Genomic DNA, 25,973 nt, shown 5'->3' on the forward strand with positions numbered 1-25,973 from the left:
ACTTCACCCGGTACAAAGATGCACTCGGTCTACTTATTCCGTTAGGCTTCCTCTGTGAGCTCTCCCCCCGACGCCTCCCTGCAGGCCCACGACGCGTCCCCGAGTGCGGACGCCCCACGCGACGACTCCCTGCGCGACCGCAAGCGCCGCGCGACGCTCCTCGCCATCGAGGACGCCGCCACCGCGCTGGTCCTCGAGCACGGGTACGACGCGGTGACGGTCGACCAGATCTGCGCGGCCGCCGAAGTCTCCAAGCGGACGTTCTTCAACTACGTCGCCTCCAAGGAGGCCGCGGTCATCGGCGCCACCCCGCAGGACGTCCCCGAGACCGAGCGCGAGGAGTTCCTCGACCGGGTCGATCCGGACGTCCCCGGCGCGGTGATGCGCGTCTTCCTCGCCGGCTTCGCCGCCACCCGCATCGCGGACCGCGAGCAGACCGCCACGCTCGTCCAACGTCGGCGCGACATCTTCCGGGCCGAGCCGCAACTCGGCGCCGCGCGGATGACCGCCTCGTACCGGTTCCAGCTCGAACTCGTGGACCTCGTCTCCTGCCACCTCGACCAGCACCCGCGGCTGCGCCGCCTGCCCGGAGTGAGCGCCGAGGCCGAGGCACGCGCGTGCGTCGCGCTCGTCGCCGCCTCGGGCAACCTCGGCATGGCCACCTGGCTGAACCGGGACTCCGCCACCTTCGCCGACCTCCACGCCGACTGTGCCACCGCCCTGCGGCAGCTCGCCGTGCTCGTCGGCGAGCCCTGCGCCCACGACTCCTCCACCGACGGGACCCCGCATGAGTGAGACAGACATCCGCACCACCGCGGCACCGCCCGGTGCCGACCGCTCCCCCGCCCCGGCGCCGACGACGCACAACGTCCCGCTGGTGTTCACCTCGCTGCTGCTGGGGATGCTCATCGTGTCCCTGGGGCAGATGATCTTCGCCACCGCACTGCCGACGATCGTCGCCGACCTCGGCGGCGTCGACCGCATGAGCTGGGTCATCACCGTCTACCTGCTCACCATGACGATCGGCCTGCCCGTGTACGGCAAGCTCGGGGACCAGATCGGGCGCAAACCCCTCTTCGTCACGGCCATCCTGCTGTTCTCCGCCGGCTCCCTCCTCGGCGCGCTGGCGTGGAACATCGATCTGCTCATCGCCGCACGCGCGGTCCAAGGACTCGGCGGCGGCGGCCTCATGGTCCTGTCCCAGGCGATCGTCGCCGACGTCGTCCCCGCCCGGCAGCGCGGCCGCTACATGGGCGTCATGGGCGCCGTCTTCGGGCTGTCCTCCGTCCTCGGCCCGCTGCTCGGCGGATTCTTCACCGAGGGGCCCGGCTGGAGGTGGGCGCTGTGGTTCAACCTCCCCGTGTGCCTGATCGCCCTCGTCGTGGCCGTCGTCTGGCTGCGCCTGCCCAACCGCGGCAGCGGACGCCGCACCGACTGGCCCGGCACGCTGCTCATGGCCGTCGGCACCACCGCGCTCATCCTCATCTCCTCGTGGGGCGGCAACCGCTACGACTGGACCGACCCGGTCATCCTCGGCATGGGCGCGCTGTTCCTCGTGTGCGCCGTGGCCTTCGTACAGGTCGAGCGTCGCTCCCCGCACCCGCTGATCCCGATGACGCTGTTCGCCGAGCGCAACTTCTCGGTCTCCACCGCCGCCGGGCTCCTGATCGGCGTCGCGATGTTCGGGTGCATGGCCTACCTGCCCACCTACATCCAGATGGTCCACGGTCTCGGGCCCACCGCGGCCGGCCTCATGATGATCCCCATGATGATCGGCATGATGGGCACCTCCATCGTCGTCGGCAACATCGTGAGCCGCACCGGCCGCTACAAGTGGTATCCCGTCGCCGGCACGCTCATCATGGGCGTCGGGCTCTGGCTCATCGGCTCGCTGCAGGCCGGTGACACCCTCGTCCACCTCGGCGTGGTGCTCTTCGTGTTCGGTTTCGGACTGGGCCTGTGCATGCAGCTGCTCGTGCTGATCGTCCAGAACGCGTTCCCCATCTCGGTGGTCGGCACCGCGACCGCGTCGAACAACTTCTTCCGCCAGATCGGCGGGACCATGGGTTCGGCCATCGTCGGCTCGCTGTTCGTCAGCCGGCTCGCCGACCTCATGGGCGAGCGCATCCCCGCCGCGGCGGCCCAGCTCGGACCCGAGGGCGCACGGCTCGCCGAGACCTTCGCCCACGGCTCGGGAGCCAACTCCATGAGCCCGGAGATCCTCGCCGGGCTGCCGGGCCCCCTGCACGACGCGATCGTCGGGGCGTACAACGACGCCCTGGTGCCGATCTACCACATGGTCGTCCCGCTCATCCTCGTCGCGACCGTGCTGCTGCTGTTCGTCCGCGAGGACACCCTCAAGGAGACGGTCGACTGACCGTCCCCGAGGCGCACCCATCGGTGCGCTCCCCGCCGCGGTCCGCCGCCCTCACCCCCGTGCCCGCGCTCACCGCGCGCCGGCGCGGGGGTGAGGAGTCCGACACGGGATCCGTACGCACGACACACGGCCCCGTCACGCGGCGTCACTAGCGTCCGACGTGTGACCACGCCGCACCTCACCGCTCCCGACCGCACCGCCTCCCACCAGACCGTGCTGCGGTTCCTGGCCGCCCCCTCGGACGTCAACTGGGGAGGCAACGCCCACGGCGGACGGATCATGTCGTGGATCGACGACGCGGCGAACCTGTGTGCGGCCCAGTGGTCGGGGACCCCGTGCAACTCCGTGTACGCCGGCGGGGTGCGCTTCTACCACCCGGTGCGGATCGGGGACGTGGTGGAGGTGGAGGCCCGCCTCCTCCACACCGGCCACGAGACCATGCACGTCTCCGTGCACGTGCGCTCCGGGCCGGCCACCTCGTCCGCCCGCACGCTCAGCACGCACTGCCTCACCGTCTGCGCCGCCCTGGACGCACACGCACGGGACCTCATCCGGCTGCGGGCACGGGGACGGTCCGCGAGGCGGGCGCCCGCCCCGAGCTGAGCGATGACCGCCCGAAATGCGGAAGACGCCCGGAGCGATGTGCTCCGGGCGTCTTCATGTTGTACCCCCGATGGGATTCGAACCCACGCTACCGCCGTGAGAGGGCGGCGTCCTAGGCCGCTAGACGACGGGGGCTAGGACACGGATCCGCAGGGGATCCGCTGTGAGCACTCGCGTGGAGTGCTCCGCTGGCCTACCAGGACTCGAACCTAGAACGACTGAACCAGAATCAGCTGTGTTGCCAATTACACCATAGGCCACTATTTTCACTTGTCCGCCGCTCTTCGGCGACCTCGAAGAGACTACCAAACCTCTGTGGGTGAATAACAAATCGCCTGGTCAGAGTCCTTGTTTCCGAGGGCGGACCCGGCCGCGCCCGTCACCTGACGACCGGCGCGGCCGCTCTCATCAGTCGGCGACCGGCGCCGAGCGGAGACGGGACAGGGTCGCCTCGCGGCCGAGCAGCTCGATGGACTCGAACAGCGGGGGCGAGATATGCGAGCCCGTCGCCGCCACCCGCACCGGGCCGTAGGCCTTGCGCGGCTTGATGCCCAGACCGTCGACCAGCGCCCCGGACAGTGCTGCCTCGATGGCGGGCGTCGTCCACTCCTCGAGAGAGTCGAGGACGGCGATCGCCGCGTCGACGACCTCACGCGACTCAGGCTTGAGGATCTTGGCCGCGGACTGCGGGTCCACCGTGAACTCCGACTCGTCCACCAGCAGGAAGCGGATGAGATTCCAGGCGTCCGACAGGACCACGATGCGGGTCTGCAGCAACTCGGCCACGACCGCCCACCGCTGCTCGTCGAAGTCCGCCGGCAGCGTGAGTCCGTCCTGGGCCGGGTGGGCGACGAGGTACTCGCGCAGACGACGCGCGAACTCGTCGGCCGACAGCTGACGGATGTGTTCGGCGTTGATCGCGTCGGCCTTCTTCTGGTCGAAGCGGGCCGGGTTCGCGTTGACCTGGCGGACGTCGAAGGCGTCGACCATCTCCTGCAGCGAGAACACGTCACGGTCGTCCGACAGGCCCCACCCGAGCAGCGCCAGGTAGTTGAGCAGGCCCTCGGGCAGCATGCCGCGGTCGCGGTGCAGGAAGAGGTCCGACTCGGGATCGCGCTTCGAGAGCTTCTTGTTGCCCTCGCCCATGACGAACGGCAGGTGACCGAACTCGGGCACATCGTCGGCCACGCCGATGCGCTCGAGGGCGCGGTACAGGGCGATCTGCCGCGGGGTGGAGCTGAGCAGGTCCTCGCCGCGCAGGACGTGAGTGATCTTCATCAGGGCGTCGTCGACGGGGTTGACCAGCGTGTAGAGCGGGATCCCGTTGGCGCGGGTGAGCGCGAAGTCGGGGACCGTGCCGGCCTTGAACGTCGTCTCACCGCGGACGAGGTCGTCCCAGGACAGGTCCTCGTCCGGCATCCGCAAGCGGATCACAGCTCCGCGGCCCTCGTCGCGGAAGGCCTGCTTCTGCTCCTCGGTGAGGTCGCGGTCGTATCCGTCGTAGCCGAGCTTGGGGTCGCGTCCGGCCGCCCGGTGCCGGGCCTCGACCTCCTCGGGGGTGGAGAAGGACTCGTAGGCCTCCCCCGCCTCGACGAGCCGGCGCACCACGTCGAGGTGCAGATCTCGCCGCTCCGACTGGCGGTACGGCGCGTACGGACCGCCGACCTCGGGTCCCTCGTCCCAGTCCAGGCCGAGCCACCGCAGCGCGTCGAGGATCGCCTGGTAGGACTCCTCGGAGTCGCGCGCGGCGTCGGTGTCCTCGATCCGGAACACGAACGTCCCACCCGTGTGCCGGGCGTGCGCCCAGTTGAACAGTGCCGTGCGCACGAGCCCCACGTGAGGTGTGCCGGTGGGCGACGGACAGAAGCGGACGCGGACATCGGAGGCTGTCATGGGGCCCATCCTAGTGACGGTCCCGGCTCGCACCCCCGTCGAGGACCGGCCTAGGATCAGCGGGTACCCGTGGCCGGCGCCTCCAGGACGGCGCCCCACGGACCGGACCGAGTCGAGGGAGGCGAGCCGTGGCGTCAGGGCTCCACCCCGACGTCGGGCGTCCCGTCACCGCCCCGGACTTCCTGCTCTCGCGGGCGACCGGCTCGCTGCGCACGCAGGGCGCGCTCGCCTCGTTCACCGATCCCGCCGACGCCGCACTGGCCCTGCGTTCGGGCTCCTGCGGCCTCGTGGTGGGTGCGATCGGTTTCGAGCCGGACGCACCGGCCGCGCTCGTGGAGCCCGACGTCGTGGTGCGCACCGACGGCCCGCTCGAGCCGCCTGCGTATTTCCGCGCGATGCGGACTCGCGCCCACATCGCCGAAGAGATGCCCACGGCGGCGGAGCACCGGGCGCGTGTCGCGACCGCGATCGCGGGCGTGCGCGCGGGCGAACTCGACAAGGTGGTCCTCGCCCGGGCGGTGCGCCTGGCGGCGGAGGAGCCGATCGATCCCCACGCGGTGTGCGCCGCCCTCATCGACTCGAGCCCCTCGGCCGACGGGTACCTCGTCGACCTCTCCCCCGCCGGCGGTCGCTACTCGGGCCGCGTCCTGGTGGGGTCCAGTCCCGAGTTGCTCGTCCGTCGCCGGGGTGACCTGGTGGAGTGCCACCCGTTGGCCGGGTCCGCGCCCCGTTCCGCCGATCCCGCCGCCGACCAGGCCGCGGGCCGCGCGCTGCGGGCCTCCGGAAAGGACGCCTCCGAGCACGCCTTCGTCGTGGACTCGCTGGCCCGGTCGCTCGGGCCGTTGTGCACCGACCTCGAGATCCCCGAGCACCCGTCGTTGACCTCGACCCGGGAGATGTGGCACCTCGGGACCCGGATCCGAGGGCGCATCGCCGACCCCAGGACCACCGCTTTGGATCTGACCCTGGCCGTCCACCCCACGCCTGCGGTGTGCGGGACGCCGACGGACGCGGCCCGCCGCCTCATCGCGGGGATCGAGGGCGACCGGGGCTTCTACGCGGGCGCGGTCGGCTGGTCCGACGCCGGCGGAGACGGCGAGTGGATGGTCACCATCCGGTGCGTCGAGATCGACGCGGACCGCGCCGGGGCTGTCGCCTGGGCCGGGGGCGGGCTCGTGGCCGACTCGCAGCCCGACGACGAGGTCGCGGAGACCGGCGCCAAGCTGCGGACCGTCCTGCGGGCGGTCGGCGCCGCATAGGCCGCCGGGGGCCGAGCCCGGCGGCACGCGGGGTGGCTACCTGTCGACGACCGGGTTGGTCAGAGCACCGATGCCCTCGATCTCCACGGTGACGCGGTCCCCGGGCAGCATCGACCCGACGCCGGCCGGGGTGCCGGTGAGGATGACGTCCCCGGGCAGCAGGGTCATGACCCGGCTGACGTACTCGATGATCTCGCCGACGGTGTGCATGAACTGCGAGGTGTTGCCGTCCTGGCGCAGCTCGCGGGTCCCGTCCTCGTGCGTGACGGTGGTGCGGACGTCGAGACCGTTCGGGTCGAGGTCGGTGACGATCCACGGACCGAGCGGGCAGAAGGTGTCGTAGCCCTTGCCCCGCGTCCACTGTCCGTCCGAGAGCTGCTGGTCGCGCGCGGTGACGTCGTTCGCGCAGGTGTAGCCCAGGATGACCTCGTGCGCACGGGCGGCGGCGACGTCGCGGCACGGCTGCCCGATCACGACGGCGAGCTCGCCCTCGTGGTCGACCCGCTCGGAGCTCGGCGGGTACGCGATGGCGGCCTCGGGGCCTACGACCGAGGTGTTGGGCTTGAGGAAGATCAACGGCTCGGCGGGGGCCTGCGAACCCATCTCCTCGGCGTGGTCGGCGTAGTTCTTGCCGACACACACGATCTTCGACGCCAGGATGGGCGCGAGGAGTCGGACGTCGGCCAGCGGCCACTCCCGTCCGGTGAACTCGGGGGTGCCGAACGGGTGCTCGGAGATCTCGGCACAGGTCAGGGAGGTGGGGTCGGCGACGTCCCCACGGACCTCGACGAAGGCGAACCCCTGCGGATGGGCGATACGGGCGAGACGCATACCGCGATCCTAGGGCGTACGGAGGTCACGCAGAACCCGCGCCCCACGGTCGCGGAGCTCGGCCACCTGGGCGAGGTACAACTCGGCGCAGGCGAGCGCGTCGACGGCCGCGTCGTGCGCGCGGTACCGGGGCAGCCCGTAGCGTCCCCGGGCGCCCCACAGGCGCAGCTCGTCGGGCGAGGGATCCGCCGTGAACCCCATGTCGATCCCTCCGCCGAGTATCCGTCGCTGCAGCTCGAGGGTGTCGACGGCCTCCAGCGGCGGGCGCACGCCGTACACGCGCTGACACAGCGCGCCGAGGAAGTCCACCTCGATCGTGCTGTAGTGCGCCAGCAGGGTACGCCCGGTCAGGGCGGTGAGCACCCGGTCGAGCACCTCCGCGACCCCCGCCCCGTGCGCCACGTCGTCGTCGGTGAGGCCGTGCACGGTGGCGCTCTGGCCCACACCGCCGTCGTCACCCGACCGGTCGTCCGGCCGCAGGAGCATCGACCCGGCCCCGCCCAGCACGATCCGGTCCCCGTCGACCGGGACGAATCCCACCGACACGACCCGGTCCCGTCGCGGGTCGAGGCCCGTCGTCTCCACGTCCACGGCCAGCAGCCGCGCCTCGTCGAGCGGGGTGCCGGGGCCCGGCGGCGGTGTCCGCAGGAAGGTGCCGAGCGGGCCGTCGGGCACCCGGCGCGCCGCGCGTCGCCGGCGGGCGGCCGTCGTCAGTCTGCCCCGACCCGTCACATCTGCCCGACCCGGTACTGGATGGCCAACGCGGACTGTGCGGCCGCGATGATGCGGAACGCCGCCCGCAGGCGGTGGCGGTCCATCGTGCCGAGGGTCGACGGGTCGACGTGGTTGTCCAACTCGAGCCCCTCGGCAATCTGGCGCGCGTGGTGCCGGTAGGCCAGACCCCTGAGGAATCGGATAGCGCCGGAGAGGTTCTCGGCGTCCGTCCGGGCGATCACCCCGGCGGCCGCCGCGGCCTCGAGCCGGCCCAGTGTGGAGACCTCCGGTAGCCCGGCCGACAGCGCGTGCAGCCGGGCGATCTGGACGACGGGCGCGATGCCGCCCGCCTTGATGTCCAGCGTGTTGCGGTACTCCCCCCGGCGCGCGACCACGAGGCCCCGGAAGAACCCGAGGGGCGGTTGCCAGTCGCAGGCGATCCGGGCGAGGTGGGCGAGGAACCGCCGGCTCCCCCGGGACCTGGAGAGCATCTCGCGGCGGACCCGGTCCACCAGGCGCTCGGACCCGTGGACGGCGCGGATGTCGAAGAACACCTGGCTGTGCAGGACGGCGTCGGGGTCGGGCGCGCCCACCCAGTCCCGCACCCGCCGTTCCCAGTCGGACGCGGTGCGCCGCCACTGCGGGTTGCTCGCCATCACGCCGCCCGGGCAGCGCGGGAAGCCCGCCCGGTCCAGGCCGTCGCAGACCCGGTCGGCGAGTGCGGCGAAGTAGTCGTGGGCGCCCGGGACCGTGTCGGCGGCGTCGTCGAGGATCAGGGCGTTGTCCTGGTCGCTGGAGGCACCGAGTTCCCCGCGGGCCTGCGAGCCGAGACCGACCCAGCAGTAGGCGGCGGGCGCCGGACCGAGGTCGGCCTCGGCCAGGGCGATCAGTCTCCGGGTGGCGGCGTCGGCGGTGGCGGTGATGACGCGCCCGATGTCCTGGGGTGCGGTCCCGCGCCGCACGAATTCACCGATCAGCGGCAAAAGCCGTTCCGCCAGCCGGGCGACCGTGTCGGCGTCCGGGGCGCGGGAGATCCGCGCGGCGAGGTAGACGGGGTCGGCCTGGGCGAGCCGGAGCAGGTCGCCCGTGGTGACCATCCCCATCGGCGCCCCGTCCTGGCACACCGGTAGATGGTGGACCCCGCGGTCAATCTGGAGCAGCGTGGCGTCGAACGCCCGCGTGCGGGCGTCCACCGTCACCGGGTCGCGGGTCATGATGGTCGAGACCGGGGCCTCGGGGTCCCCGCCGACGGCGACGACCTTCGCGCGGAGATCGCGGTCGGTGAAGATCCCCACCACGCGCCCGACCTCGACCACCACGAGCGCCGACACCCGCTCCCTCGTCATGACCTGTGCGGCCTCCCGGATGGGGGTGTCGGGTCCCACGGTGACCGCGTCCCGCGTGAGCAGTTCTCCCACCGGCGTGCCGAGGGCGTCTCCGCCGGACGCGGCGACGCGGGCGGAAGCCAGATCCTGGCGGATGCGGTCGCTGCGTGCACCGAAGAAGGCGCGCAGGGCAGGATGCCCGTCGGCCAGCTCGTCGAACACCTCGCGGGGCATCTCGAGGAGCAGGGTGTCCGCCGAGGCGACCATGAGGTAGCGCGACAGGCGGGACTCGGTGAGCGTCGAGTAGCCGAAGCAGTCGCCCTCGTCGCGCGCGTCCAGCAGGGTGCCGTCGGGGTCGCACACCTCGACGGCTCCCGTACGGATGATGTGCAGGCAGTCGTTCGGCGTCCCCGGCTCGATGATCACGGAGCCGCGGCGGTGGTACCGCTGGGACAGCAGGGCGGGCAACCGGTCGAGTTGCTCCGACGGCAACCCGTCGAACGGCGCGCAGCGGGCGAGGAAGTCGCGCACCTCGGCCAGTTCCACGTCCACGCCTCCACTGTGGACGCCAGCGGCCCGCGGTGTGATCGCTTCACGCGATTCACACCCGCGGGCCGCGGGGTGGAACGGGTCCCGGCGTGCCGTCGCCGGCGAGGCGGTCCGGGCTAGGCGCTGACCGCGGCGACGATCCGGTCGCCCACCTCGGAGGTGACGACGGGCGCGTCGCCGCGCGAGCCGAGGTCGGCCTCGACGGCGGCCTCGACGCGCGCGGCCACCTCCTCCTTGCCGAGGTGGCGCAGGAGCAGGGCCACGGACAGGATGGCCGCGGTCGGGTCGGCCTTGCCCTGGCCGGCGATGTCCGGGGCCGAGCCGTGGACGGGCTCGAACATCGACGGGTTGGTGCCGGAGGCGTCGATGTTGCCGGACGCCGCGGTGCCAATCCCGCCGGTGACTGCGGCGGCGAGGTCGGTGATGATGTCGCCGAAGAGGTTGTCGGTGACGATCACGTCGAAGCGCGCGGGGTCGGTCACCATGTAGATGGTCGCGGCGTCGATGTGACAGTAGTCCACCTCGACAGCGGGGAACTCGGGCGCGACCTCGTCGACCGTCCGCTGCCACAGTCCGCCGGCGTTGACCAGCACGTTGGTCTTGTGGACCAGCGTGAGCTTGCCGCGGCGGGCCTGCGCGCGGGCGAACGCGTCGCGGACGACGCGCTCCACGCCGAAGCGGGTGTTGACCGACGTCTCGGTCCCGATCTCCTGTGGGGTGCCGACGCGGATCGCGCCGCCGTTACCGGTGTAGAGGCCCTCGGTGCCCTCGCGCACCACCACGAAGTCGATCTCGCCGGGGTTCTTCAGCGGGGTGGCCGAACCGGGGAAGAGCCGCGAGGGCCGGAGGTTGACGTGGTGGTCGAGCGCGAACCGCAGCGGCAGCAGCATGCCGCGTTCGAGCACGCCGGCCGGCACGGAGCGCGGGTCGCCGATGGCGCCCAGCAGGATGGCGTCGTGCTCCTTGAGGCTGGCGATGTCGGCGTCGGTGAGGGTCTCGCCGTTGCGCAGGTAACGGCGGGCACCGAGGTCGTACTCGGTCGTGGAGACGTCGGGCACCAGCGCGTGGAGGACCTTGAGCGCCTCGGCGGTGACCTCGACGCCGATGCCGTCGCCGGGGATGACTGCGAGCTTCATGACGGTGTGGGTTCCTTTGCTGCTCGTCAGTCGAGGTTGATCTGGGTGGCGGTGGCGCCCAGGTCGGAGACGATCCGGTCGATCGTCGGCTCGGCGACCGCACGGTCCACGCGCAGGATGAGCGACGCGCCCTCACCCGTGGCGTCCTGGCTCAGGGCGGCGGCCTGGATGTCGATGCCCTCGCCGCCGAGGATCGAACCCACCTTGCCGAGCACACCCGGGCGGTCCGAGTAGTGGACGAAGAGGTTCTGACCCTGGGCGCGCAGATCGAAGCCGCGCTCGTTGATCCGGACGATCTTCTGCACCTGGTCCAGGCCCGAGAGGGTCCCGGTGACCTTCCCGGTGGAACCGTCGGCGGCGACGGCCGTGACGGTGACGGTGCTGCGGTAGGACTTGGACTCGCTGCGGGTCTCGACCGAGTGCGTGACGCCGCGCTGCTCGGCCATCTGGCCGACGTTGACGAACGTGGCCGGCTCGTCGGTGATGGCGGAGAACAGGCCGCGCAGGGCGGCCAGGCCGAGGACGTCGACCTGCTCGGCGGCGAGCTCGCCGGCGACCTCGACGTTGACGGTGGTGGGCACGCCCGGGCACAGGTGGCCGGCGATGAGGCCGACCTTGCGGACGAGGTCGAGCCACGGGGCGACCTCGTCGCCGACCGGGCCGCCGGAGACGTTGACGGCGTCGGGCACGAACTCACCGCGTAGGGCCAACAGGACGCTGCGCGCGACGTCGGTGCCGGCGCGGTCCTGGGCCTCGGCGGTGGAGGCGCCCAGGTGCGGGGTGACGACGGTGTTCTCGAGCTCGAACAGCGGCGAGTCGGTGCACGGCTCGGTGTCGAACACGTCGAGCGCGGCGGCGCGGACCTTGCCGGACTTCAGGGCGTCGACGAGGGCGTCCTCGACGATGAGGCCGCCGCGGGCGGCGTTGACGATCACGACGCCGTCCTTGGCGCGGGCGAGACGCTCGGCGTCGAACAGGCCGGCGGTCTCCTTGGTCTTGGGCAGGTGCATCGTGATGATGTCTGCGCGGGAGACCAGCTCGTCGATGTCGACCAGCTCGATGCCCAGCTGCGCCGCGCGGGCGGCCGGCAGGTAGGGGTCGTAGGCGATGATGTGGGTCTCGAACGCCGCCAGGCGCTGGGCCACGAGCTGCCCGATGCGGCCCAGGCCCACGACGCCGACGGTCTTGCCGAGCAGCTCGACGCCGTTGAAGGAGCTTCGCTTCCAGGTGTGCTCGCGCAGCGTCCGGTCGGCGGCGGGGATCTGACGGCAGGCGGCCATGAGCAGCGACACCGCGTGCTCGGCGGCCGAGTGGATGTTGGAGGTGGGCGCGTTGACCACCATGACGCCGCGCTCGGTGGCGGCGGGGATCTCGACGTTGTCCAGGCCCACCCCGGCGCGGCCTACGATCTTGAGGTTCGGCGCCGCGGCGAGCACCTCGGCGTCGACGGTCGTCGCGGAGCGCACGAGCAGGGCGTCGGCGTCGGCGACGGCCTCGAGGAGCTTGGGACGATCCGGGCCGTCGACCCAGCGGACCTCCACGGCGTCGCCGAGCGCGTCGACGGTCGACTGGGCGAGCTTGTCGGCGATGAGGACGACGGGACGTCCGGATGCTGTCACAGTGGGATCTCCTCGGTGTCAAAATGGGCACGGCCAGTCTAGGGCACCTGTCACCGACGCCGACCAGTGGCCGGTGCGGCCCGGGACGCCTACCGTGGCGGGGAGTCCGGGCTGACGGTTACGGTCGATCCGCTGCCACCGTCGTGGCACCGGCGCACCGACGAGCACACCGCCGCGCGATGAACGGAGCCCCGATGCCCCGCAGCCCCCGGTCGACACCGCCCCCGGTCCGTTTCCCTGACCCGTGGTTGCCGGTGGTGGCGCCGGCGCGCGGAGCGACGGCGGTGGCGACGTATCTGCGGGCGCACCTGTACGGCGCGGCCGTGGGTCGCAGCCTCCTCGACCGCTGTATCAGCGCCGTGGAGCCGGCCGACCGCGTGCGGTTGGTACCGCTGCGCGCGGAGTTCGACCGGGAGATCGACATCGCCGCCGCGCTGCTGCGGCGCCTGTCGCCGTGGGGCGCGCCGGGTCGCGGTCTGCTCCGGGCGTCGTCCGTGGTGACGCTTTCCGCGTTACCCGTGGGGCCGGTGTTGCGCGATCCGTTGGCGCGGCTCGCCGTGCTGGAGACGCTCCGCACCCTGGTGGTGGCCAAGCGCTCGATGTGGGAGCTGCTCGCGGCGTCGTGGGTCGCCGACGACCCGGCGCCCGGCGGTGACGGTGCCGGAGCCCGGCGCGACGGTGCGGGGACCGGAGGCGACGACGACGAGGTCGGCGTCCACGACACGGGCCGGCTCCTGCGGGGTCTCGCCGGACAGGCCCGGGCGCAGGAGGAGTTGCTGGAGCAGTTGCGCCGCACCTACGGTCTGGCGGTCTTCGGGTGAGCGCCGCGGGAACCGTGCGCGCGGACGTCATCGTGGTGGGCTCGGGCCCGAGCGGTCTGGCCGCGGCCGTCATGTGCGCCCGTGCCGGGCGGAAGGTCGTTGTCCTCGAGGCGCAGGACACGGTCGGCGGCGGCTGCCGGACCCTCCCGATGTCCGACGCCGCCGGCGACATCCCGGACGACCTCGCCGACGGTCTGCTGGTGGACCCCTGTTCGGCCGTGCATCCGATGGCGGGGGCCTCACCGTTCTTCCGCGAGTTCGATCTCGCGGCCCACGGTGTCGAGCTGGCCACGCCCCCGGTACAGCTCGGGCACGCCCTGCCGGGTCGGGACGCGATCGTCGTGCCGTCCGACCCCTCCCCCGCCACCCTCGCCGAGGGGCTGGGCTCGCGCGAGGAGGCCGACCGCTGGTGGAGCGTGATGGGTCCGGTCGGCCGCCGCGCCGAGGACGCGGTCGCGGCCGCCCTGTCCGATCAGCGCTCGATCCCGCCCGTAGCGGCGACGGCGGCGCTCGCCGGCGCCTTCCTGCGGGCCCACCCCCGCGGCGGGGTCGCCGACCCGCTCGGCCCGGACGGCCGGACGCTGCTGTCCGGCATCGCGTCCCACGCCATCACTCCCCTGACGTCCCCGGCCGCGACCGGCGTCGGGCTCGTCCTGGGCGCGCTGCTGCACTCCCCGCGCGGATGGGGTCTGCCCGTCGGCGGCAGCGGCGCGATCACCGCGGCCCTCGCCGACGCCGTGCGTGACGCCGGCGGCGAGATCCACACGGGCGTCACCGTCGACTCGCTGGCGCGGCTCGACGCCCGGGACGTGGTGTTCAACACCTCGTCCCGGATCCTCGGTGAGATCCTGCTGGCGTCCTCGCCGTCGCCCGCCGTGGCCCGCCGGGCGCGGAAGCTGCTGGAGGCGCCGGTCGGCGGTGCGGCCGCGAAGGTCGACCTCGTCCTGTCCGGCCCCGTGCCGTGGCGGGACGAGCGCCTCGCCCGCGCGGGCACCGTGCACCTGGGCGGGGACTCGCACGCGCTCGCCGTCGCCGAGCGCGAGGTGGCCGCCGGTCGCCACGCCGAGCGTCCGATGATCCTCGTCTCGCAGCCGTGGGTGACCGACCCGGGCCGCATCGCCCCGGACGGCCGGCGGCCTCTGTGGACGTACGCCCACGTCCCCGCCTTCTCCGGCCGCGATCAGACCGAGCAGGTGCTCGCCGCGCTGGAGGAGGTCGCGCCCGGCGTGCGCGACGTCGTGCTGGCCGCGCACTCCACGCCCGCGGACCGGATGGCCGAGCACAACGCCAACAACGCAGGCGGGGACATCGCGGCGGGACGGGTGGACCTGCGGGGGCTCATCGCCCGCCCGGTGCCGCGGGTCGACCCGTTCGCCACGCCCGTCCCCGGGATCTGGCACGCCTCGGGCTCCACCCCGCCCGGGCCCGGCGTGCACGGGATGGCCGGCCGACACGTGGCGAACCGGATCCTCGGCCGCTGATCACGCCGCCGGCGACGTCACCTCGCGGAGGCCTGCCGGGTCACTGGTAGGACACGAACCACGGGCGCGGCCGCACGGCCATCGTCTGCTCGGGCGTGAACGTGGGCGTGTCCTCGTCGTAGAAGTTCTTCCAGGCCATCCAGATGTCGGGAGAGAGCCCGCTGCGCAGGACGTCCCACGTCTCCATCTTCAGCCCCGGCGTCCCGTGTCCGTCGGCGTGCAGGGCGATCGCCACCTCGGGTCGGGAGGTGTCTATCTGGTCCCGGTTGGTGATCATCGCCATGCTGAACTGGTGGAGGATGAGCAGCTTCTGAGGCCCCCCGCTGTCGCGGGTGAGGTCCGCCAGCCAGTGGATCACCCGGTTGATCTCCTCCGCGTCCACCGACCCGATCTGCGCGCCCGGCTGCTGCCCCGGCTCCAGCTTCCACTCGGGGTCCAGCGCCAACCCCACGCCGGGCCGCCGGAGCAGGTCCTCGAAGATCCTGGCCTGGTCGACCATGTCGGCCATCCCCGGCTGCAGGTCGATCACCGCGTAGCCACCAGCGTCGGTGATCGCGTCGACCATCGGGACGAACACCTCCGGCGGCCACTCGTTGGTGAAGTTCCCGTCCGCGCCGGGCCCGCCCGCGGCGACCGTGCCGATGATCTCGAACGCCGGGATCACCGGTTCCGGCGAGAACGGCTGATACTGGTCGACCAGGGTCTGCACGCGCGCCACGCTCTCGGCGGGCCCCTGCTCGCCGAGGATGCCCAGCGCCGGGGTGATCGGCGACCCGTAGGCCGCGACGAACCGCCGCCCCGGGAACATCAGCTGCCCGCCGCCCGGGAGCTCGGGCACCGTCCGGGCGGTCTCGACGCGGTCTCCGAGCTGCTGCTCGGTGCCCCACCCGGGACCGAGTGCGTAGACCGCGTCGGCGTCGCGCACGGCCTCGACCGACCCGCCGTCGACCCGGGGATCCGGCGCCCGCAGGTGGGACACCGCCGCGCCGGCGGCCACGGCCGTCGCTATCGACGCGACGGGGGTCCGGTCGTGGACGAGCACGCTCGGGGCGTCGTCGCCGTCCCACGCGGGTGCGCCCGGCTCGAACGGCTCCGCCGCACCCGAGCCGTCGTCGCTGTCCGCGTCGCCTCCGGCGGTATCCGTTCCGCCGCCCGCGGCGTCCGTGCCGCCGACCGTCATCAGCGCCGGCGCGCCGGGCGACTGGTGGACCGTGACGTCGTCGATCCGGTCGCCGGGGACCTCCACCTCGGAATCGAAGCTGATGCCGGTCAGCTCCTCGAGTCCCGGCCGGTCGGTCGGGGAATCGACCACCTCGCCGTCGTCGTATCCGAAGGACACCGCGCCGACCCGGAGCACCCGCTCGGCGCCGAGCCGCGACACCTCGTCGGCCAGGCCCGCCTCGCCGCCCGGAACGGCGGTGAGCATCGGGGCGCGCAGGCCCACGGCGACCGACGCCGCCGCGGCCTGGGCCGCCTCGTCCGGCGCGGCCACCACGACCACCGGCGCGGACTCCACCAGCAGTCGCGTGGCCTCCACCCCCGAGCCGTCGGCGTCGGCGGCGACCCGGACGCCGTCCGCCTCCACCGCCCGCATCCCGGGGGCGTCACCGTCCTCCGTCGACCCGCAGGCCACCGTCGTGGCGGCCAGGGAAATGGCGAGGACCGCCGCACCCACACCTCGGTTGATGTGACGCACGGCGGTCCTCCTACAGCTGTCGGGAAACGATCCCGGTGGACCCTACAGGGACCTCACACGAGATGCTTCAGCGACACTCAGGCGGTCTCCGTGATGGGACGGTCGACCCAGCTCATGAGGTCGCGCAGCTTCTGGCCGGTGACCTCGATCGGGTGCTCCGCGTTCTCCTTGCGCAGCTGCTCGAGCTCCTTGTTGCCGCCCTCGACGTTGGCCACGAGGCGCTTGGTGAACTCGCCGTTCTGGATGTCCGCGAGGATCTCCTTCATGCGCTCCTTGGTGCCGGCGTCGATCACGCGCGGGCCGGAGAGATAGCCGCCGAACTCCGCGGTGTCGGACACCGAGTAGTTCATGCGGGCGATGCCGCCCTCGTACATCAGGTCCACGATGAGCTTGAGCTCGTGGAGCACCTCGAAGTAGGCCAGCTCGGGCTCGTACCCGGCCTCGACCATGACCTCGAAGCCCGTTTTGACGAGCTCCTCGGTGCCGCCGCACAGCACAGCCTGCTCACCGAACAGGTCGGTCTCGGTCTCGTCCTTGAAGGTGGTCTTGATGACACCGGCACGCGTGCCGCCGATCGCCTTGGCGTAGGACAGCGCGAGCGCCTCGCCCTCGCCCTTGGGGTCCTGCTGCACGGCGATGAGCGCCGGGACGCCCTTGCCGTCGACGAACTGACGGCGCACGAGGTGGCCGGGCCCCTTGGGGGCGACCATCGCGATGGTGATGTTCTCGGCCGGCTTGATGAGGCCGAAGTGGATGTTGAGGCCGTGGCCGAAGAACAGCGCGTCGCCGTCGTTCAGGTTGGGCTCGATGTCGTCGGCGTAGATCTGCGCCTGCGAGGTGTCGGGGGCGAGCAGCATGACGACGTCGGCCCACTTGGCGGCCTCGGACGCGGTCATGACCTTGAGGCCGGCCTCCTCGGCCTTCTCGCGGGACTTGGAGCCCTCGCGCAGGCCGATCACGACCTCCACACCGGAGTCGCGCAGGCTCAGCGAGTGCGCGTGGCCCTGCGAGCCGTAGCCGATGACGGCGACCTTGCGGCCCTGGATCAGCGACAGGTCCGCCGAATCGTCGTAGAACATCTCCACTGCCATGGTGGATTCCCTTCGTTTGTTATCGGTAAGTCGAAACCGGGTTACAGGTCGAGACTATCGAGTGGTGGTGATGGACTTGGGACCGCGTCCGAGCGCGACCATGCCGGACTGGACGATCTCGCGGATGCCGTAGCCGTCGAGCATCCGCAGCAGCGCGTCCAGCTTGTCCGGCGTGCCCGTGGCCTCGAGCGTGAGCGACTCCGGCGAGACGTCGACGATGTGCGCACGGAACAGGCTGGCGATCTCCACGATCTGCCCGCGGTTGGTGGCGTCGGCACGGACCTTGACCAGCGTGAGCTCGCGGGCCACCGAACCGGCCGGGTCCTGCTCGACAATCTTGATGACGTTGACCAGCTTGTTGAGCTGCTTGGTCACCTGCTCGAGCGGGAAGTCCTCGACGTTGACCACGATCGTCATGCGTGACAGCCCGTCGGTCTCGGTCGGGCCGACGGCCAGCGACTCGATGTTGAACCCGCGCCGGGAGAACAGTGACGCGACGCGCGCGAGCACGCCGGGCTTGTCCTCCACCAGCACGCTCAGGGTGTGGGAACGAGCGCTCACTGATCCTCCTCCTGGCCGGAGGTGACGGCGGCGTCGATCCGCTCGGTCACCTCGTGGATCTCCGTGGCCTCGTCCGCCGCGGAGTCGGTGTCGTCGAACAGCGGACGGATGTCCCGGGCCGCCATGATCTCGTCGTTGGACGTCCCGGCCGCGACCATCGGCCAGACCTGGGCGTCCTTGCCCACGATGAAGTCGATGAGCACCGGCCGGTCGTTGATCTCGCGCGCCTTGGCGATCACGTCGTCCACGTCCTCGGCCCGCTCGCAGCGCAGCGCCACGCAGCCCAGCGCCTCGCCGAGCTTGACGAAGTCGGGGATGTGCATGGAGTGCGTCGACAGGTCGGTCTGCGAGTAGCGCTCCTCGTAGAACAGCGTCTGCCACTGCCGGACCATGCCGAGGTTGCCGTTGTTGATGAGCGCGACCTTGATCGGCGCACCCTCGATGGCGCAGGTGGCGAGCTCCTGGTTGGTCATCTGGAAGCAGCCGTCGCCGTCGATGGCCCACACCTCGGCGTCCTGACGGCCGAACTTGGCGCCCATCGCGGCGGGGACCGCGTAACCCATGGTGCCGAGACCGCCCGAGTTGAGCCACGTGCGCGGCTTCTCGTACTGGACGAACTGGGCAGCCCACATCTGGTGCTGCCCCACGCCCGCGCAGTACACCGCGTCGGGGCCGGCGGCGGCGCTGAGGCGCTCGATGACGTACTCCGGAGACAGCGACCCGTCCGACTGCGGCGCGTATCCCAGCGGGTACTCGTCACGGATCTCGTCCAGCTCGCCCACCCACGCGGACGGCGCGTCCAGCGCACCGGACTCCCGCTCACCGCGGAGCGTCTCGACCAGCTCGACCAGCACCTCCTTGATGTCGCCGACGATCGGCACGTCGACCGCACGGTTCTTGCCGATCTCCGCCGGGTCGATGTCCGCGTGGATGACCTTCGCGTCGGGCGCGAACGTGTCGAGGCGCCCCGTGACCCGGTCGTCGAAGCGCGCGCCGAGCGTGACCAGCAGGTCGGAGCGCTGCAGTGCGGCGACCGCGGCGACCGTTCCGTGCATGCCGGGCATGCCGTAGTGCAGCCGGTGCGAGTCCGGGAACGCGCCGCGGGCCATGAGCGTGGTGACGACGGGGATGCCTGTCAGCTCGGCCAGCGCCATGAGCTCCGCCGAGGCGTCCGCCTTGATGACGCCGCCGCCGACGTACAGCACCGGGCGCTTCGACCGCGCGATCATCCGGGCGGCCTCGCGGATCTGCTTGCCGTGCGGCTTGGTGACGGGCCGGTAGCCGGGGAGCTTCATCTCCGGCGGCCACGAGAACGTCATCTCGCCCTGGAGGACGTCCTTGGGGATGTCGACCAGCACGGCACCCGGACGGCCCGTCTGGGCGATGTGGAACGCCTCGGCGATCATCCGCGGGATGTCGTCGCCGTGGGAGACCAGGAAGTTGTGCTTGGTGATCGGCATCGTGATGCCGGAGATGTCGGCCTCCTGGAAGCCGTCCGTGCCGATGAGAGAGGTCCCCACCTGGCCGGTGATCGCCACGACCGGAACCGAGTCCATCTGTGCGTCCGCGAGCGGCGTCACCAGGTTGGTGGCACCGGGGCCCGAGGTCGCCATGCAGACGCCGACCCTGCCGGTGGCCTGGGCGTAGCCGGTGGCGGCGTGGCCCGCGCCCTGCTCGTGCCGGACGAGCACGTGTCGGACCTTGGCCGAGTCGTAGAGCGGGTCATAGACCGGCAGGATCGCCCCGCCGGGGATGCCGAAGACCACCTCGGTGCCGATCTCCTCGAGGGACCGGACGACGGCCTGCGCGCCCGTCATCCGCTCGGGGGCCGCCGGGCGGGCCTTCTGGTCTGTGCCCGGACGGGGTCCGGGCTGTGCCGTTGGTGCGCTCACTTCAACTGTCCTTCATGCTGGTCGTGGAGCTTGTCGTTCGTCGCCTCACCCGGTCCGGTGGGACCGGTGGAACCTGGCAACAAAAAACCCCCGACGGCCACATGGGGCCGGCGAGGGTGCGCGTCGGGGGAAAGCCAGGTTGCGGCTCAGGCGCCGACGCGCCGGCCGAGTACGAGACCGTTCCAGGTGTTCACGCGGCCCAGACTAGGCCCCGGCTGTCCGCAGCGTCAACTCGTGGAACACCGATCCCACATAGTGGACCGTGCGAGACTAGAGGGCATCATGAGCGCCCCATTCAGAGCCCCCGTGCCGGAGTCGACCCCGCGCGACCGCGCCCTCTTCCGCGTCAACCCCATGTCCTACATCGTCATCGCCATCCTCGTCGTGGCGATCCTCTGGCCCGTCGCGGCCTACCCGCTGGCCCTCGGCTGGCTGGTGCTGATCCCGGTGGGCTTCGCCTGGTGGGTGGCCAGGACCCGCACCCGGCTCGACGAGCGCGGAGTGCACCTGTCGACCTGGCGCTCCCGGCGTTCGGTCCCGTGGGACGAGGTGAAGGGCGTGATGTTCCCGAAGAAGGGCTTCGCCCGGCTCGTGACGACCTCGGACGACTCCCTACCGATGGGCGGCGTGTCGTTCCACGACCTCCCGCGCCTGTCCGCCGCCAGCCGGGGCCGCATCCGCGACCCCTACGCCGCGCCCGGACCCGAGCAGCCCTGATCCGCCCCGGCCGGCCGGCACCCGATCGGCCACGGCCTGCCGACGCATCCCCATCCGCTCGTACACGAGGGTGACCGCGATGCCCACCGCGAGCCCGCCCAGCGTCCAGGCACCGAGCACCCACACGGCGTGACCAAGGCCGGCCTCCCAGCCCGAGTCGAAGAACATGATCGAGCGCAGGCCGAGATAGGCCTGGTGCATCGGTTGCAGGTCGCCGATGGCGACGAAGACGGGCGGCAGCATCTGGGTGGGCGTCGCCCCGCCGGAGGTGGGGATCCCGAGCACCACGAACAGCACGAGGTTGACCAGCAGCCCGGCGTTGCCGATCGCGGCGATGATGGTGTGCGCGCAGACCCCCACCGCCACGATCACGAGGTTCGAGAACCAGAACATGTGCCACGGGTCGTACCCGCTGATGCCGAGGATGTCCGCCACCCACAGGCATAGAACCGACACCAGCGGAGCGGTGACGAGCGTGACCGCCCACTTTCGCACGAGGGTCTGGAACCGACCGAACGGCGCCACGTGGACGTGATGGGCGAACGGCCCGATCTCGAGCGGGATGAACCCGAGTCGGGCGTCCAAGAGCGCCGAGATGATCATCGCGCCGGTGAACCCGGCCAGGATGACGACCAGCGCGTAGAACATCGGCAGCGACGCGTTGGAGACACCCGCCGGCAGCGGGTTCCACGCCGTGACGTCCACCCTGATCGGGTCCTCGACTGCGAGTGCGGCCGCCGCGCCCACCGATCCGCCCTCCGCGCCCGCCAGGAGCCCGGCGTCCTCCAGCAGGCCGGGTCCCACGCTCTCCCGGAACGACTCCCGCATCCGGTCGGCCATCGTGTTCAGCACCTGGCCGGAGACGATCGACACCCGCGGTGAGTACTGCAGCTCCACGCGTGCGCGGTCCGGCACGGGCCCGCTCCGCCCCGCCTCCGTCGCGGCCGCCTCGACCAGTCCCACGACCCGGTCGCTGAGGTCGGCGGGTATCCGCAGGGCGCCGAAATACGTTCCGTCTCGCAACCCGGCCTCGGCGGTGGCCGGGTCCACCATGTGCAGCCTCACGGTGCCCCAGTCGTTGTTCTGGATGAGCCCCGCCGTGATGCGGGTGCCCACGTCGATCCGTCGCGGGCCGATCGGGGTCTCGAGCGTCGACGCCTCGTCCGAGTTCACCACGGCGACAGGAATGTGCCGGGCGTGGGCCTGCGGGTCCGCGGTGCCGCCGATGTACATGAAGGCCAGGAGGAAGAACAGGCCACAGACCACCGCGACGGCCCCTGCGGAGTGCGAGACGAACTCACGGATCCCGCCGGTGTGGCCGGAGTCGCTCATATCCATCCCCTTCGCGTCGTGGGCGGGCTGGCCGGGCGGCCGACCGTGAGAAGAGTAAACCCACAACGGGGCGTATCGTGGGGAGGTCACGGCGCGTCCGGGGCGCCGTCGGCGCGTCCGGGACGCCCCCGCGGGTACAGCCCCTCCGGCCGCCCGCCCCCTTCGAACCGGATCGAGGTCCCATGCCGCCCCTGAGGTCACGAACCAGCACCGCCGGACGCAACGCCGCGGGGGCCCGGGCCCTCTGGCGTGCGACCGGCATGACGGACTCGGACTTCGGCAAGCCGATCATCGCGATCGCCAACTCCTACACGCAGTTCGTACCCGGCCACGTCCACCTGAAGAACGTGGGCGAGATCGTCGCGGAGCAGATCGCGGCGGCGGGCGGCGTGGCGCGTGAGTTCCACACCATCGCGGTCGACGACGGCATCGCCATGGGGCACGCCGGGATGCTGTACTCGCTGCCCAGCCGCGAGATCATCGCGGACTCGGTGGAGTACATGGTCAACGCCCACACGGCCGACGCGTTGGTGTGCATCTCCAACTGCGACAAGATCACGCCGGGCATGCTCAACGCGGCCATGCGGCTCAACATCCCCACGGTGTTCGTCTCGGGCGGGCCGATGGAGTCGGGCTTCTCGGTGGTCGTCGACGGCGTCGTCAAGGCCGGTTCGGACCTCATCACCGCGATCTCCGCCTCGGCGAACTCCGCCGTCGACGACGAGAATCTGGACGCCATCGAGCGGTCGGCCTGCCCGACCTGCGGGTCGTGCTCGGGCATGTTCACCGCCAACTCGATGAACTGCCTCACCGAGGCCCTCGGGCTGTCCCTGCCGGGTAACGGCTCGACGCTGGCCACGCACGGTGCGCGCCGCGAGCTGTTCGCCGAGGCGGGTCGGCTCATCGTGGACCTGTGCACGCGCTACTACCGCGACGAGGACGACTCCGTGCTCCCCCGCTCGGTGGCCACCAAGTCGGCTTTCACCAACGCGATGGCGCTCGACGTCGCGATGGGTGGCTCCACGAACACTGTGCTGCACATTCTCGCCGCCGCGCAGGAGGGCGAGGTCGACTTCGACCTGCACGACATCGAGGAGGTCTCCCGCCGGGTGCCGTGCCTGGCCAAGGTCGCCCCGAACTCGGACTACTACATGGAGCACGTCCACCGGGCCGGCGGCATCCCCGCGATCCTCGGCGAGCTGTACCGCGGTGGCCTGCTGGAGACCGACGTCCACTCGGTGCACTCGCCGTCGCTCGAGCAGTACATCGCCGACTGGGACATCCGCAGTGGCACGGCCACCGAGAAGGCCGTCGAGCTGTTCCACGCCGCCCCGGGCGGGGTGCGCACGATCGAGCCCTTCTCCACGGACAACCGGTGGGAGTCGCTCGACACCGACGCGGTGGGCGGCTGCATCCACTCGGTGGAGCACCCCGCGACCGCCGAGGGCGGCCTCGTCGTGCTGCGCGGGAACATCGCCCCCGACGGGTCGGTGTTCAAGACCGCGGGCGTGTCCGAGGAGAACTTCCACTTCTCGGGGCCGGCCAGGGTGGTCGAGTCCCAGGAGGAGGCGGTGTCGGTGATCCTCAGCAAGACGCTGCGGGCCGGTGAGGTCCTGGTGGTGCTGTATGAGGGACCGGCCGGCGGCCCGGGCATGCAGGAGATGCTGCACCCGACCGCGTTCATCAAGGGCGCCGGCCTCGGCACCAAGTGCGCCCTCATCACCGACGGTCGGTTCTCGGGCGGTTCCTCGGGACTGTCCATCGGCCACATCGCGCCCGAGGCCGCCTCGGGCGGCCCGATCGGCCTGGTGCGTGACGGCGACATCGTGACGATCGACGTGGCCACGCGGTCCATCTCGGTGGCGGTGGACGACGACGAGTTGGCCCGCCGCCGGGAGGAGAAGGGTCAGCTGCCGTGGCGGCCGGCGAACCGGGACCGGAAGGTCTCGACCGCCCTGCGCGCGTACGCGTCGATGGCGTCATCGGCGGACAAGGGCGCCGTCCGGATCCTGCCGGACTGATTGCGGCTGCGGGCCGGACACCAGTGAGCGGTCGGCCCGCAGAGACCGGCGCGATCAGCCGGCGGCGCGGTCAGCCCGCGGTGACCGGCGCGCTGTCGGCGGACGACGTCAACGGGTTGGTGCCGTTGAGGAAGTACCACACGAGCCCGGCGAGCACGACGACGATCACCAGCCACACGATCCCGCTGAACCGCGGGCGGTGCGACCATCCCCACTTGCGGTCGGCGGCCCACCGCCCGGGTCCGGTGAAGAGCAGTGTCATCAGTGCGGCGGCGTAAAGGATCGACGGCTCGAGTCCCCGCGAGGTGTCGCTGAGGACCGGGATGGGGTCCGCTCCGGTCAACCGGACCGCGATGCCGAGGCCGACGATCCCGAGGAGGCCGGCAGCGGCGATGGGCGTGGCCAGTCCCACGACGAGCATGACCCCCGCGACGAGCTCGACGGCTCCGCCGGCGATCGCCAGGGCGCGGGCCATGTCGAACCCCGAGTCGGCGAGAGTCTGGGTGAACCCGTCGATCCCGGGGCCACCGAACAACCCGGCGAGCTTCTGCAGGCCGCGCATCGCCAGAAGGACGCCCACCGCCAGGCGGAGGACGAACAGTCCGAGGTCGATGGTCCCGCGCCTGCCGATCTCGTCGCGGCGGGCGGGGGCGATGGTCGTCGGCTGCTCGCCGAACGGCAACGGCGCGGACATGTCGTATCCACCCGACTCGGAGAACTGCGAGTAGTCGGTGCGCCCGGCGGCCGGGAACGCGGTGGTGGCGGCGTCCCCCGTCCCACCGCCCGCACCCGATCCCGACCCGCTCGCGTCGGGTACGTCGAGCGGGTAGTCGACGTCGTGGATGATCTCGGTACGGGCGTCGTCGTCGCCGCGCTTTGAGGAAGTCACCCCTCGACTGTAGGCCGGGGCCGCCGCGGGGACCCGTAGGACACGGCGCGCCGTAGTCTGGTCGGCATGAGATCGATCGCGCTCGTCCTGGCGCTCGCCGTCGCGGTGTCGGGCTGCGCGAGGTTCGACGATCGCCTCGAGGCCCCGTTCACGCCGGCACCGGGTCCGGGAGCGGGGGCCGCGCCGCCGCCGAGTGCGCCCGGCGCTCCGACTCCCCCGCCGACCTCGCCCTCCGGGGCGCCCGAACCGCCACCCGAGACCGGCCCGTGCGTAGACCCGGACCCCGCGGTGATCGCCGCGTGTCTGGGTCCGGCCGTCGCCGTGGCGGGTCTGGGCGAGCGGGCGTTGGTCGCGGAGTCGACGGGTGCGGTGCGGATCGTCTCGCCGGACGCGGAGCCGGAGGATTTCGGGCGGGTGGATCCGCGGGGCGGTCGGGTGGCCGCGGTCGCGCCCTCCCCGGATTTCGCCCAGGACCGGTTGGTGTATCTCCTCGTCGTCGGCGATGGACCCACCCGCGTCGAGCGCCTGGCGCGCGGCGACGCTCCCCGCACGGTCGCGGAGCTCGCCCCCGCCGAGAGCGGCGGCCTCGCGTTCGTCGCGGACGTCCTCACCGTCGGTGTCGGGTCGGAGCTCGCGCGGTTCCCGTCGTACACGGGGATCGGGCGCGCCGAGCGACCCGAGGTGATCGGGCGCGATCTTGGTCGTATCCAGGCGCTGTGCGTCCACGGCGACGAGGTGTACCTCTCCACCGTGACCGACCGCGGCGCCGCGCTCCGCGCCCCGGATCGGATGGTGTGGACGTGGCCGGACCAGCGTTCCGCGGGCGGGTGCGCCGCCGGCGAGGGGACGATGGCGATCGCACTCCCGGACGCCGAGCGCGTCGACACCCTGCAGACCGCCGGCGGTGCCGCGCGCGGTCAGCCCGAGGCCCTCGCGGAGGGGCGCTACGGGCGACTCACCGGGCTCACCGTGGTCGGCGAGGGCATCCTCCTGGCCGGGACCACCAACAAGGCCGGCGGCTCCCCTGTCGCGACCGACGACCGGGCGGTCATCCTGCCCGACTCCGGCGGCGGAGGCGACGCCCGCATGTGAGTCCGACTCGAACCCTTGTGCGACGCCGGTTTGGCCGGTAAACTCGTTCTCACGTTCGAGTGATAGTGCGACGC

20 protein-coding genes, 2 tRNA genes and 1 pseudogene are annotated in these 25,973 nt (G+C 71.9%); 9 read left to right on the forward strand and 14 right to left on the reverse strand.

Annotated elements, in window-relative coordinates; translation table 11 throughout:
* Positions 1 to 54: 54 nt before the first annotated feature.
* The 3 genes and pseudogenes from A6035_RS09220 to A6035_RS09230 form a co-directional block, all read left to right on the forward strand.
* Positions 55 to 795 carry a TetR/AcrR family transcriptional regulator gene (locus A6035_RS09220; protein ID WP_108847546.1) on the forward strand — a complete coding sequence of 247 codons (741 nt, stop codon included), beginning with the start codon at positions 55 to 57 and terminating at the stop codon, positions 793 to 795.
* Positions 788 to 2,377 (forward strand): MDR family MFS transporter, encoded by a 1,590-nt coding sequence (locus A6035_RS09225; protein WP_108847547.1) that lies wholly within the window; start codon positions 788 to 790, stop codon positions 2,375 to 2,377. Before A6035_RS09220 ends, A6035_RS09225 begins: the two co-directional genes overlap by 8 nt.
* Positions 2,378 to 2,566: 189 nt before the next feature.
* Positions 2,567 to 2,980: pseudogene (locus A6035_RS09230) on the forward strand (acyl-CoA thioesterase); the annotation flags it as partial.
* A 62-nt stretch (positions 2,981 to 3,042) separates the two neighbouring features.
* On the opposite strand, the gene A6035_RS09235 reads toward A6035_RS09230, so the two are convergent.
* The 3 genes from A6035_RS09235 to gltX form a co-directional block, all read right to left on the reverse strand.
* Positions 3,043 to 3,115 (reverse strand) — tRNA-Glu (locus tag A6035_RS09235).
* A gap of 53 nt (positions 3,116 to 3,168) precedes the next feature.
* Positions 3,169 to 3,240: transfer RNA gene (locus A6035_RS09240), tRNA-Gln, on the reverse strand.
* 148 nt (positions 3,241 to 3,388) lie between these two features.
* The gene (gene gltX / locus A6035_RS09245; protein ID WP_108847548.1) at positions 3,389 to 4,873 is read right to left on the reverse strand and encodes a glutamate--tRNA ligase; all 1,485 of its coding nucleotides are present in this window, start codon (positions 4,871 to 4,873) and stop codon (positions 3,389 to 3,391) included.
* Between the two features lie 128 nt (positions 4,874 to 5,001).
* Between gltX and A6035_RS09250 the strand changes: the two genes are divergently transcribed.
* Positions 5,002 to 6,132 carry an isochorismate synthase gene (locus A6035_RS09250; RefSeq protein WP_108847549.1) on the forward strand — a complete coding sequence of 377 codons (1,131 nt, stop codon included), beginning with the start codon at positions 5,002 to 5,004 and terminating at the stop codon, positions 6,130 to 6,132.
* A 36-nt stretch (positions 6,133 to 6,168) separates the two neighbouring features.
* On the opposite strand, the gene A6035_RS09255 is transcribed toward A6035_RS09250, so the two are convergent.
* The 5 genes from A6035_RS09255 to serA all read right to left on the reverse strand — a co-directional run bounded on the left by A6035_RS09255 (position 6,169) and on the right by serA (position 12,306).
* Positions 6,169 to 6,963, reverse strand: a complete 795-nt coding sequence (locus tag A6035_RS09255; RefSeq protein ID WP_108847550.1) for a fumarylacetoacetate hydrolase family protein — start codon at positions 6,961 to 6,963, stop codon at positions 6,169 to 6,171.
* A 9-nt stretch (positions 6,964 to 6,972) separates the two neighbouring features.
* A complete protein-coding gene (locus A6035_RS09260) occupies positions 6,973 to 7,638 on the reverse strand; it encodes an exonuclease domain-containing protein (protein ID WP_235026597.1) in 666 nt (221 codons plus the stop codon).
* Positions 7,639 to 7,691: 53 nt separating this feature from the next.
* The gene (locus A6035_RS09265) at positions 7,692 to 9,554 is read right to left on the reverse strand and encodes a DUF294 nucleotidyltransferase-like domain-containing protein (RefSeq protein ID WP_108847552.1); all 1,863 of its coding nucleotides are present in this window, start codon (positions 9,552 to 9,554) and stop codon (positions 7,692 to 7,694) included.
* Between the two features lie 113 nt (positions 9,555 to 9,667).
* On the reverse strand, positions 9,668 to 10,687 hold the full coding sequence (locus A6035_RS09270) for a 3-isopropylmalate dehydrogenase (RefSeq protein ID WP_108847553.1): 1,020 nt from the start codon (positions 10,685 to 10,687) through the stop codon (positions 9,668 to 9,670).
* A 26-nt stretch (positions 10,688 to 10,713) separates the two neighbouring features.
* Positions 10,714 to 12,306 carry a phosphoglycerate dehydrogenase gene (serA, locus tag A6035_RS09275; protein WP_108847554.1) on the reverse strand — a complete coding sequence of 531 codons (1,593 nt, stop codon included), beginning with the start codon at positions 12,304 to 12,306 and terminating at the stop codon, positions 10,714 to 10,716.
* Positions 12,307 to 12,590: 284 nt separating this feature from the next.
* Here serA and A6035_RS09280 point away from each other — a divergent pair, with 284 nt between their 5' ends.
* Positions 12,591 to 13,127 carry a hypothetical protein gene (locus A6035_RS09280; RefSeq protein WP_244192399.1) on the forward strand — a complete coding sequence of 179 codons (537 nt, stop codon included), beginning with the start codon at positions 12,591 to 12,593 and terminating at the stop codon, positions 13,125 to 13,127.
* Entirely contained in the window at positions 13,124 to 14,608 is a 1,485-nt protein-coding gene (locus tag A6035_RS09285; protein WP_244192400.1) for a phytoene desaturase family protein, read from the forward strand. The genes A6035_RS09280 and A6035_RS09285 overlap by 4 nt, the downstream gene beginning before the upstream one ends.
* Positions 14,609 to 14,648: 40 nt before the next feature.
* On the opposite strand, the gene A6035_RS09290 is transcribed toward A6035_RS09285, so the two are convergent.
* The 4 genes from A6035_RS09290 to A6035_RS09305 all read right to left on the reverse strand — a co-directional run bounded on the left by A6035_RS09290 (position 14,649) and on the right by A6035_RS09305 (position 19,848).
* On the reverse strand, positions 14,649 to 16,304 hold the full coding sequence (locus A6035_RS09290) for a hypothetical protein (protein WP_108847556.1): 1,656 nt from the start codon (positions 16,302 to 16,304) through the stop codon (positions 14,649 to 14,651).
* Between the two features lie 77 nt (positions 16,305 to 16,381).
* On the reverse strand, positions 16,382 to 17,395 hold the full coding sequence (gene ilvC / locus A6035_RS09295) for a ketol-acid reductoisomerase (protein ID WP_108847557.1): 1,014 nt from the start codon (positions 17,393 to 17,395) through the stop codon (positions 16,382 to 16,384).
* Positions 17,396 to 17,449: 54 nt separating this feature from the next.
* Positions 17,450 to 17,956, reverse strand: coding sequence for an acetolactate synthase small subunit (gene ilvN, locus A6035_RS09300; protein WP_007627160.1), 507 nt, complete (start codon positions 17,954 to 17,956; stop codon positions 17,450 to 17,452).
* Entirely contained in the window at positions 17,953 to 19,848 is a 1,896-nt protein-coding gene (locus tag A6035_RS09305; protein ID WP_108847558.1) for an acetolactate synthase large subunit, read from the reverse strand. The genes ilvN and A6035_RS09305 overlap by 4 nt, the downstream gene beginning before the upstream one ends.
* Positions 19,849 to 20,130: 282 nt before the next feature.
* Here A6035_RS09305 and A6035_RS09310 point away from each other — a divergent pair, with 282 nt between their 5' ends.
* On the forward strand, positions 20,131 to 20,565 hold the full coding sequence (locus tag A6035_RS09310; protein WP_108847559.1) for a PH domain-containing protein: 435 nt from the start codon (positions 20,131 to 20,133) through the stop codon (positions 20,563 to 20,565).
* On the opposite strand, the gene A6035_RS09315 is transcribed toward A6035_RS09310, so the two are convergent.
* Entirely contained in the window at positions 20,461 to 21,897 is a 1,437-nt protein-coding gene (locus A6035_RS09315) for a YhgE/Pip domain-containing protein (RefSeq protein ID WP_235026806.1), read from the reverse strand. The two genes, A6035_RS09310 and A6035_RS09315, sit on opposite strands and share 105 nt — an antisense overlap.
* Before the next feature lie 182 nt (positions 21,898 to 22,079).
* On the opposite strand from A6035_RS09315, the gene ilvD reads away from it, so the two are divergent.
* A complete protein-coding gene (ilvD, locus tag A6035_RS09320) occupies positions 22,080 to 23,918 on the forward strand; it encodes a dihydroxy-acid dehydratase (RefSeq protein WP_108847561.1) in 1,839 nt (612 codons plus the stop codon).
* Positions 23,919 to 23,988: 70 nt separating this feature from the next.
* On the opposite strand, the gene A6035_RS09325 is transcribed toward ilvD, so the two are convergent.
* Positions 23,989 to 24,807, reverse strand: a complete 819-nt coding sequence (locus A6035_RS09325) for a DoxX family protein (protein WP_108847562.1) — start codon at positions 24,805 to 24,807, stop codon at positions 23,989 to 23,991.
* A 66-nt stretch (positions 24,808 to 24,873) separates the two neighbouring features.
* Here A6035_RS09325 and A6035_RS09330 point away from each other — a divergent pair, with 66 nt between their 5' ends.
* Entirely contained in the window at positions 24,874 to 25,899 is a 1,026-nt protein-coding gene (locus tag A6035_RS09330) for a PQQ-dependent sugar dehydrogenase (protein WP_167400721.1), read from the forward strand.
* Positions 25,900 to 25,973 lie beyond the last annotated feature (74 nt).

The organism is Dietzia lutea (assembly GCF_003096075.1).
Taxonomy (GTDB): Bacteria; Actinomycetota; Actinomycetes; order Mycobacteriales; family Mycobacteriaceae; genus Dietzia; species Dietzia lutea.

What these genes read in the sequence shown, in the direction of transcription:
- gltX (WP_108847548.1), bottom strand. Translation starts at nt 4,873, where the DNA reads ATGACAGCCTCCGATGTCCGCGTCCGCTTCTGTCCGTCGCCCACCGGC.
- ilvC (WP_108847557.1), bottom strand. Translation starts at nt 17,395, where the DNA reads ATGGCAGTGGAGATGTTCTACGACGATTCGGCGGACCTGTCGCTGATC.
- ilvD (WP_108847561.1), top strand. Translation starts at nt 22,080, where the DNA reads ATGCCGCCCCTGAGGTCACGAACCAGCACCGCCGGACGCAACGCCGCG.
- A6035_RS09330 (WP_167400721.1), top strand. Translation starts at nt 24,874, where the DNA reads ATGAGATCGATCGCGCTCGTCCTGGCGCTCGCCGTCGCGGTGTCGGGC.
- A6035_RS09270 (WP_108847553.1), bottom strand. Translation starts at nt 10,687, where the DNA reads ATGAAGCTCGCAGTCATCCCCGGCGACGGCATCGGCGTCGAGGTCACC.
- A6035_RS09315 (WP_235026806.1), bottom strand. Translation starts at nt 21,897, where the DNA reads ATGAGCGACTCCGGCCACACCGGCGGGATCCGTGAGTTCGTCTCGCAC.
- A6035_RS09255 (WP_108847550.1), bottom strand. Translation starts at nt 6,963, where the DNA reads ATGCGTCTCGCCCGTATCGCCCATCCGCAGGGGTTCGCCTTCGTCGAG.
- A6035_RS09225 (WP_108847547.1), top strand. Translation starts at nt 788, where the DNA reads ATGAGTGAGACAGACATCCGCACCACCGCGGCACCGCCCGGTGCCGAC.
- A6035_RS09310 (WP_108847559.1), top strand. Translation starts at nt 20,131, where the DNA reads ATGAGCGCCCCATTCAGAGCCCCCGTGCCGGAGTCGACCCCGCGCGAC.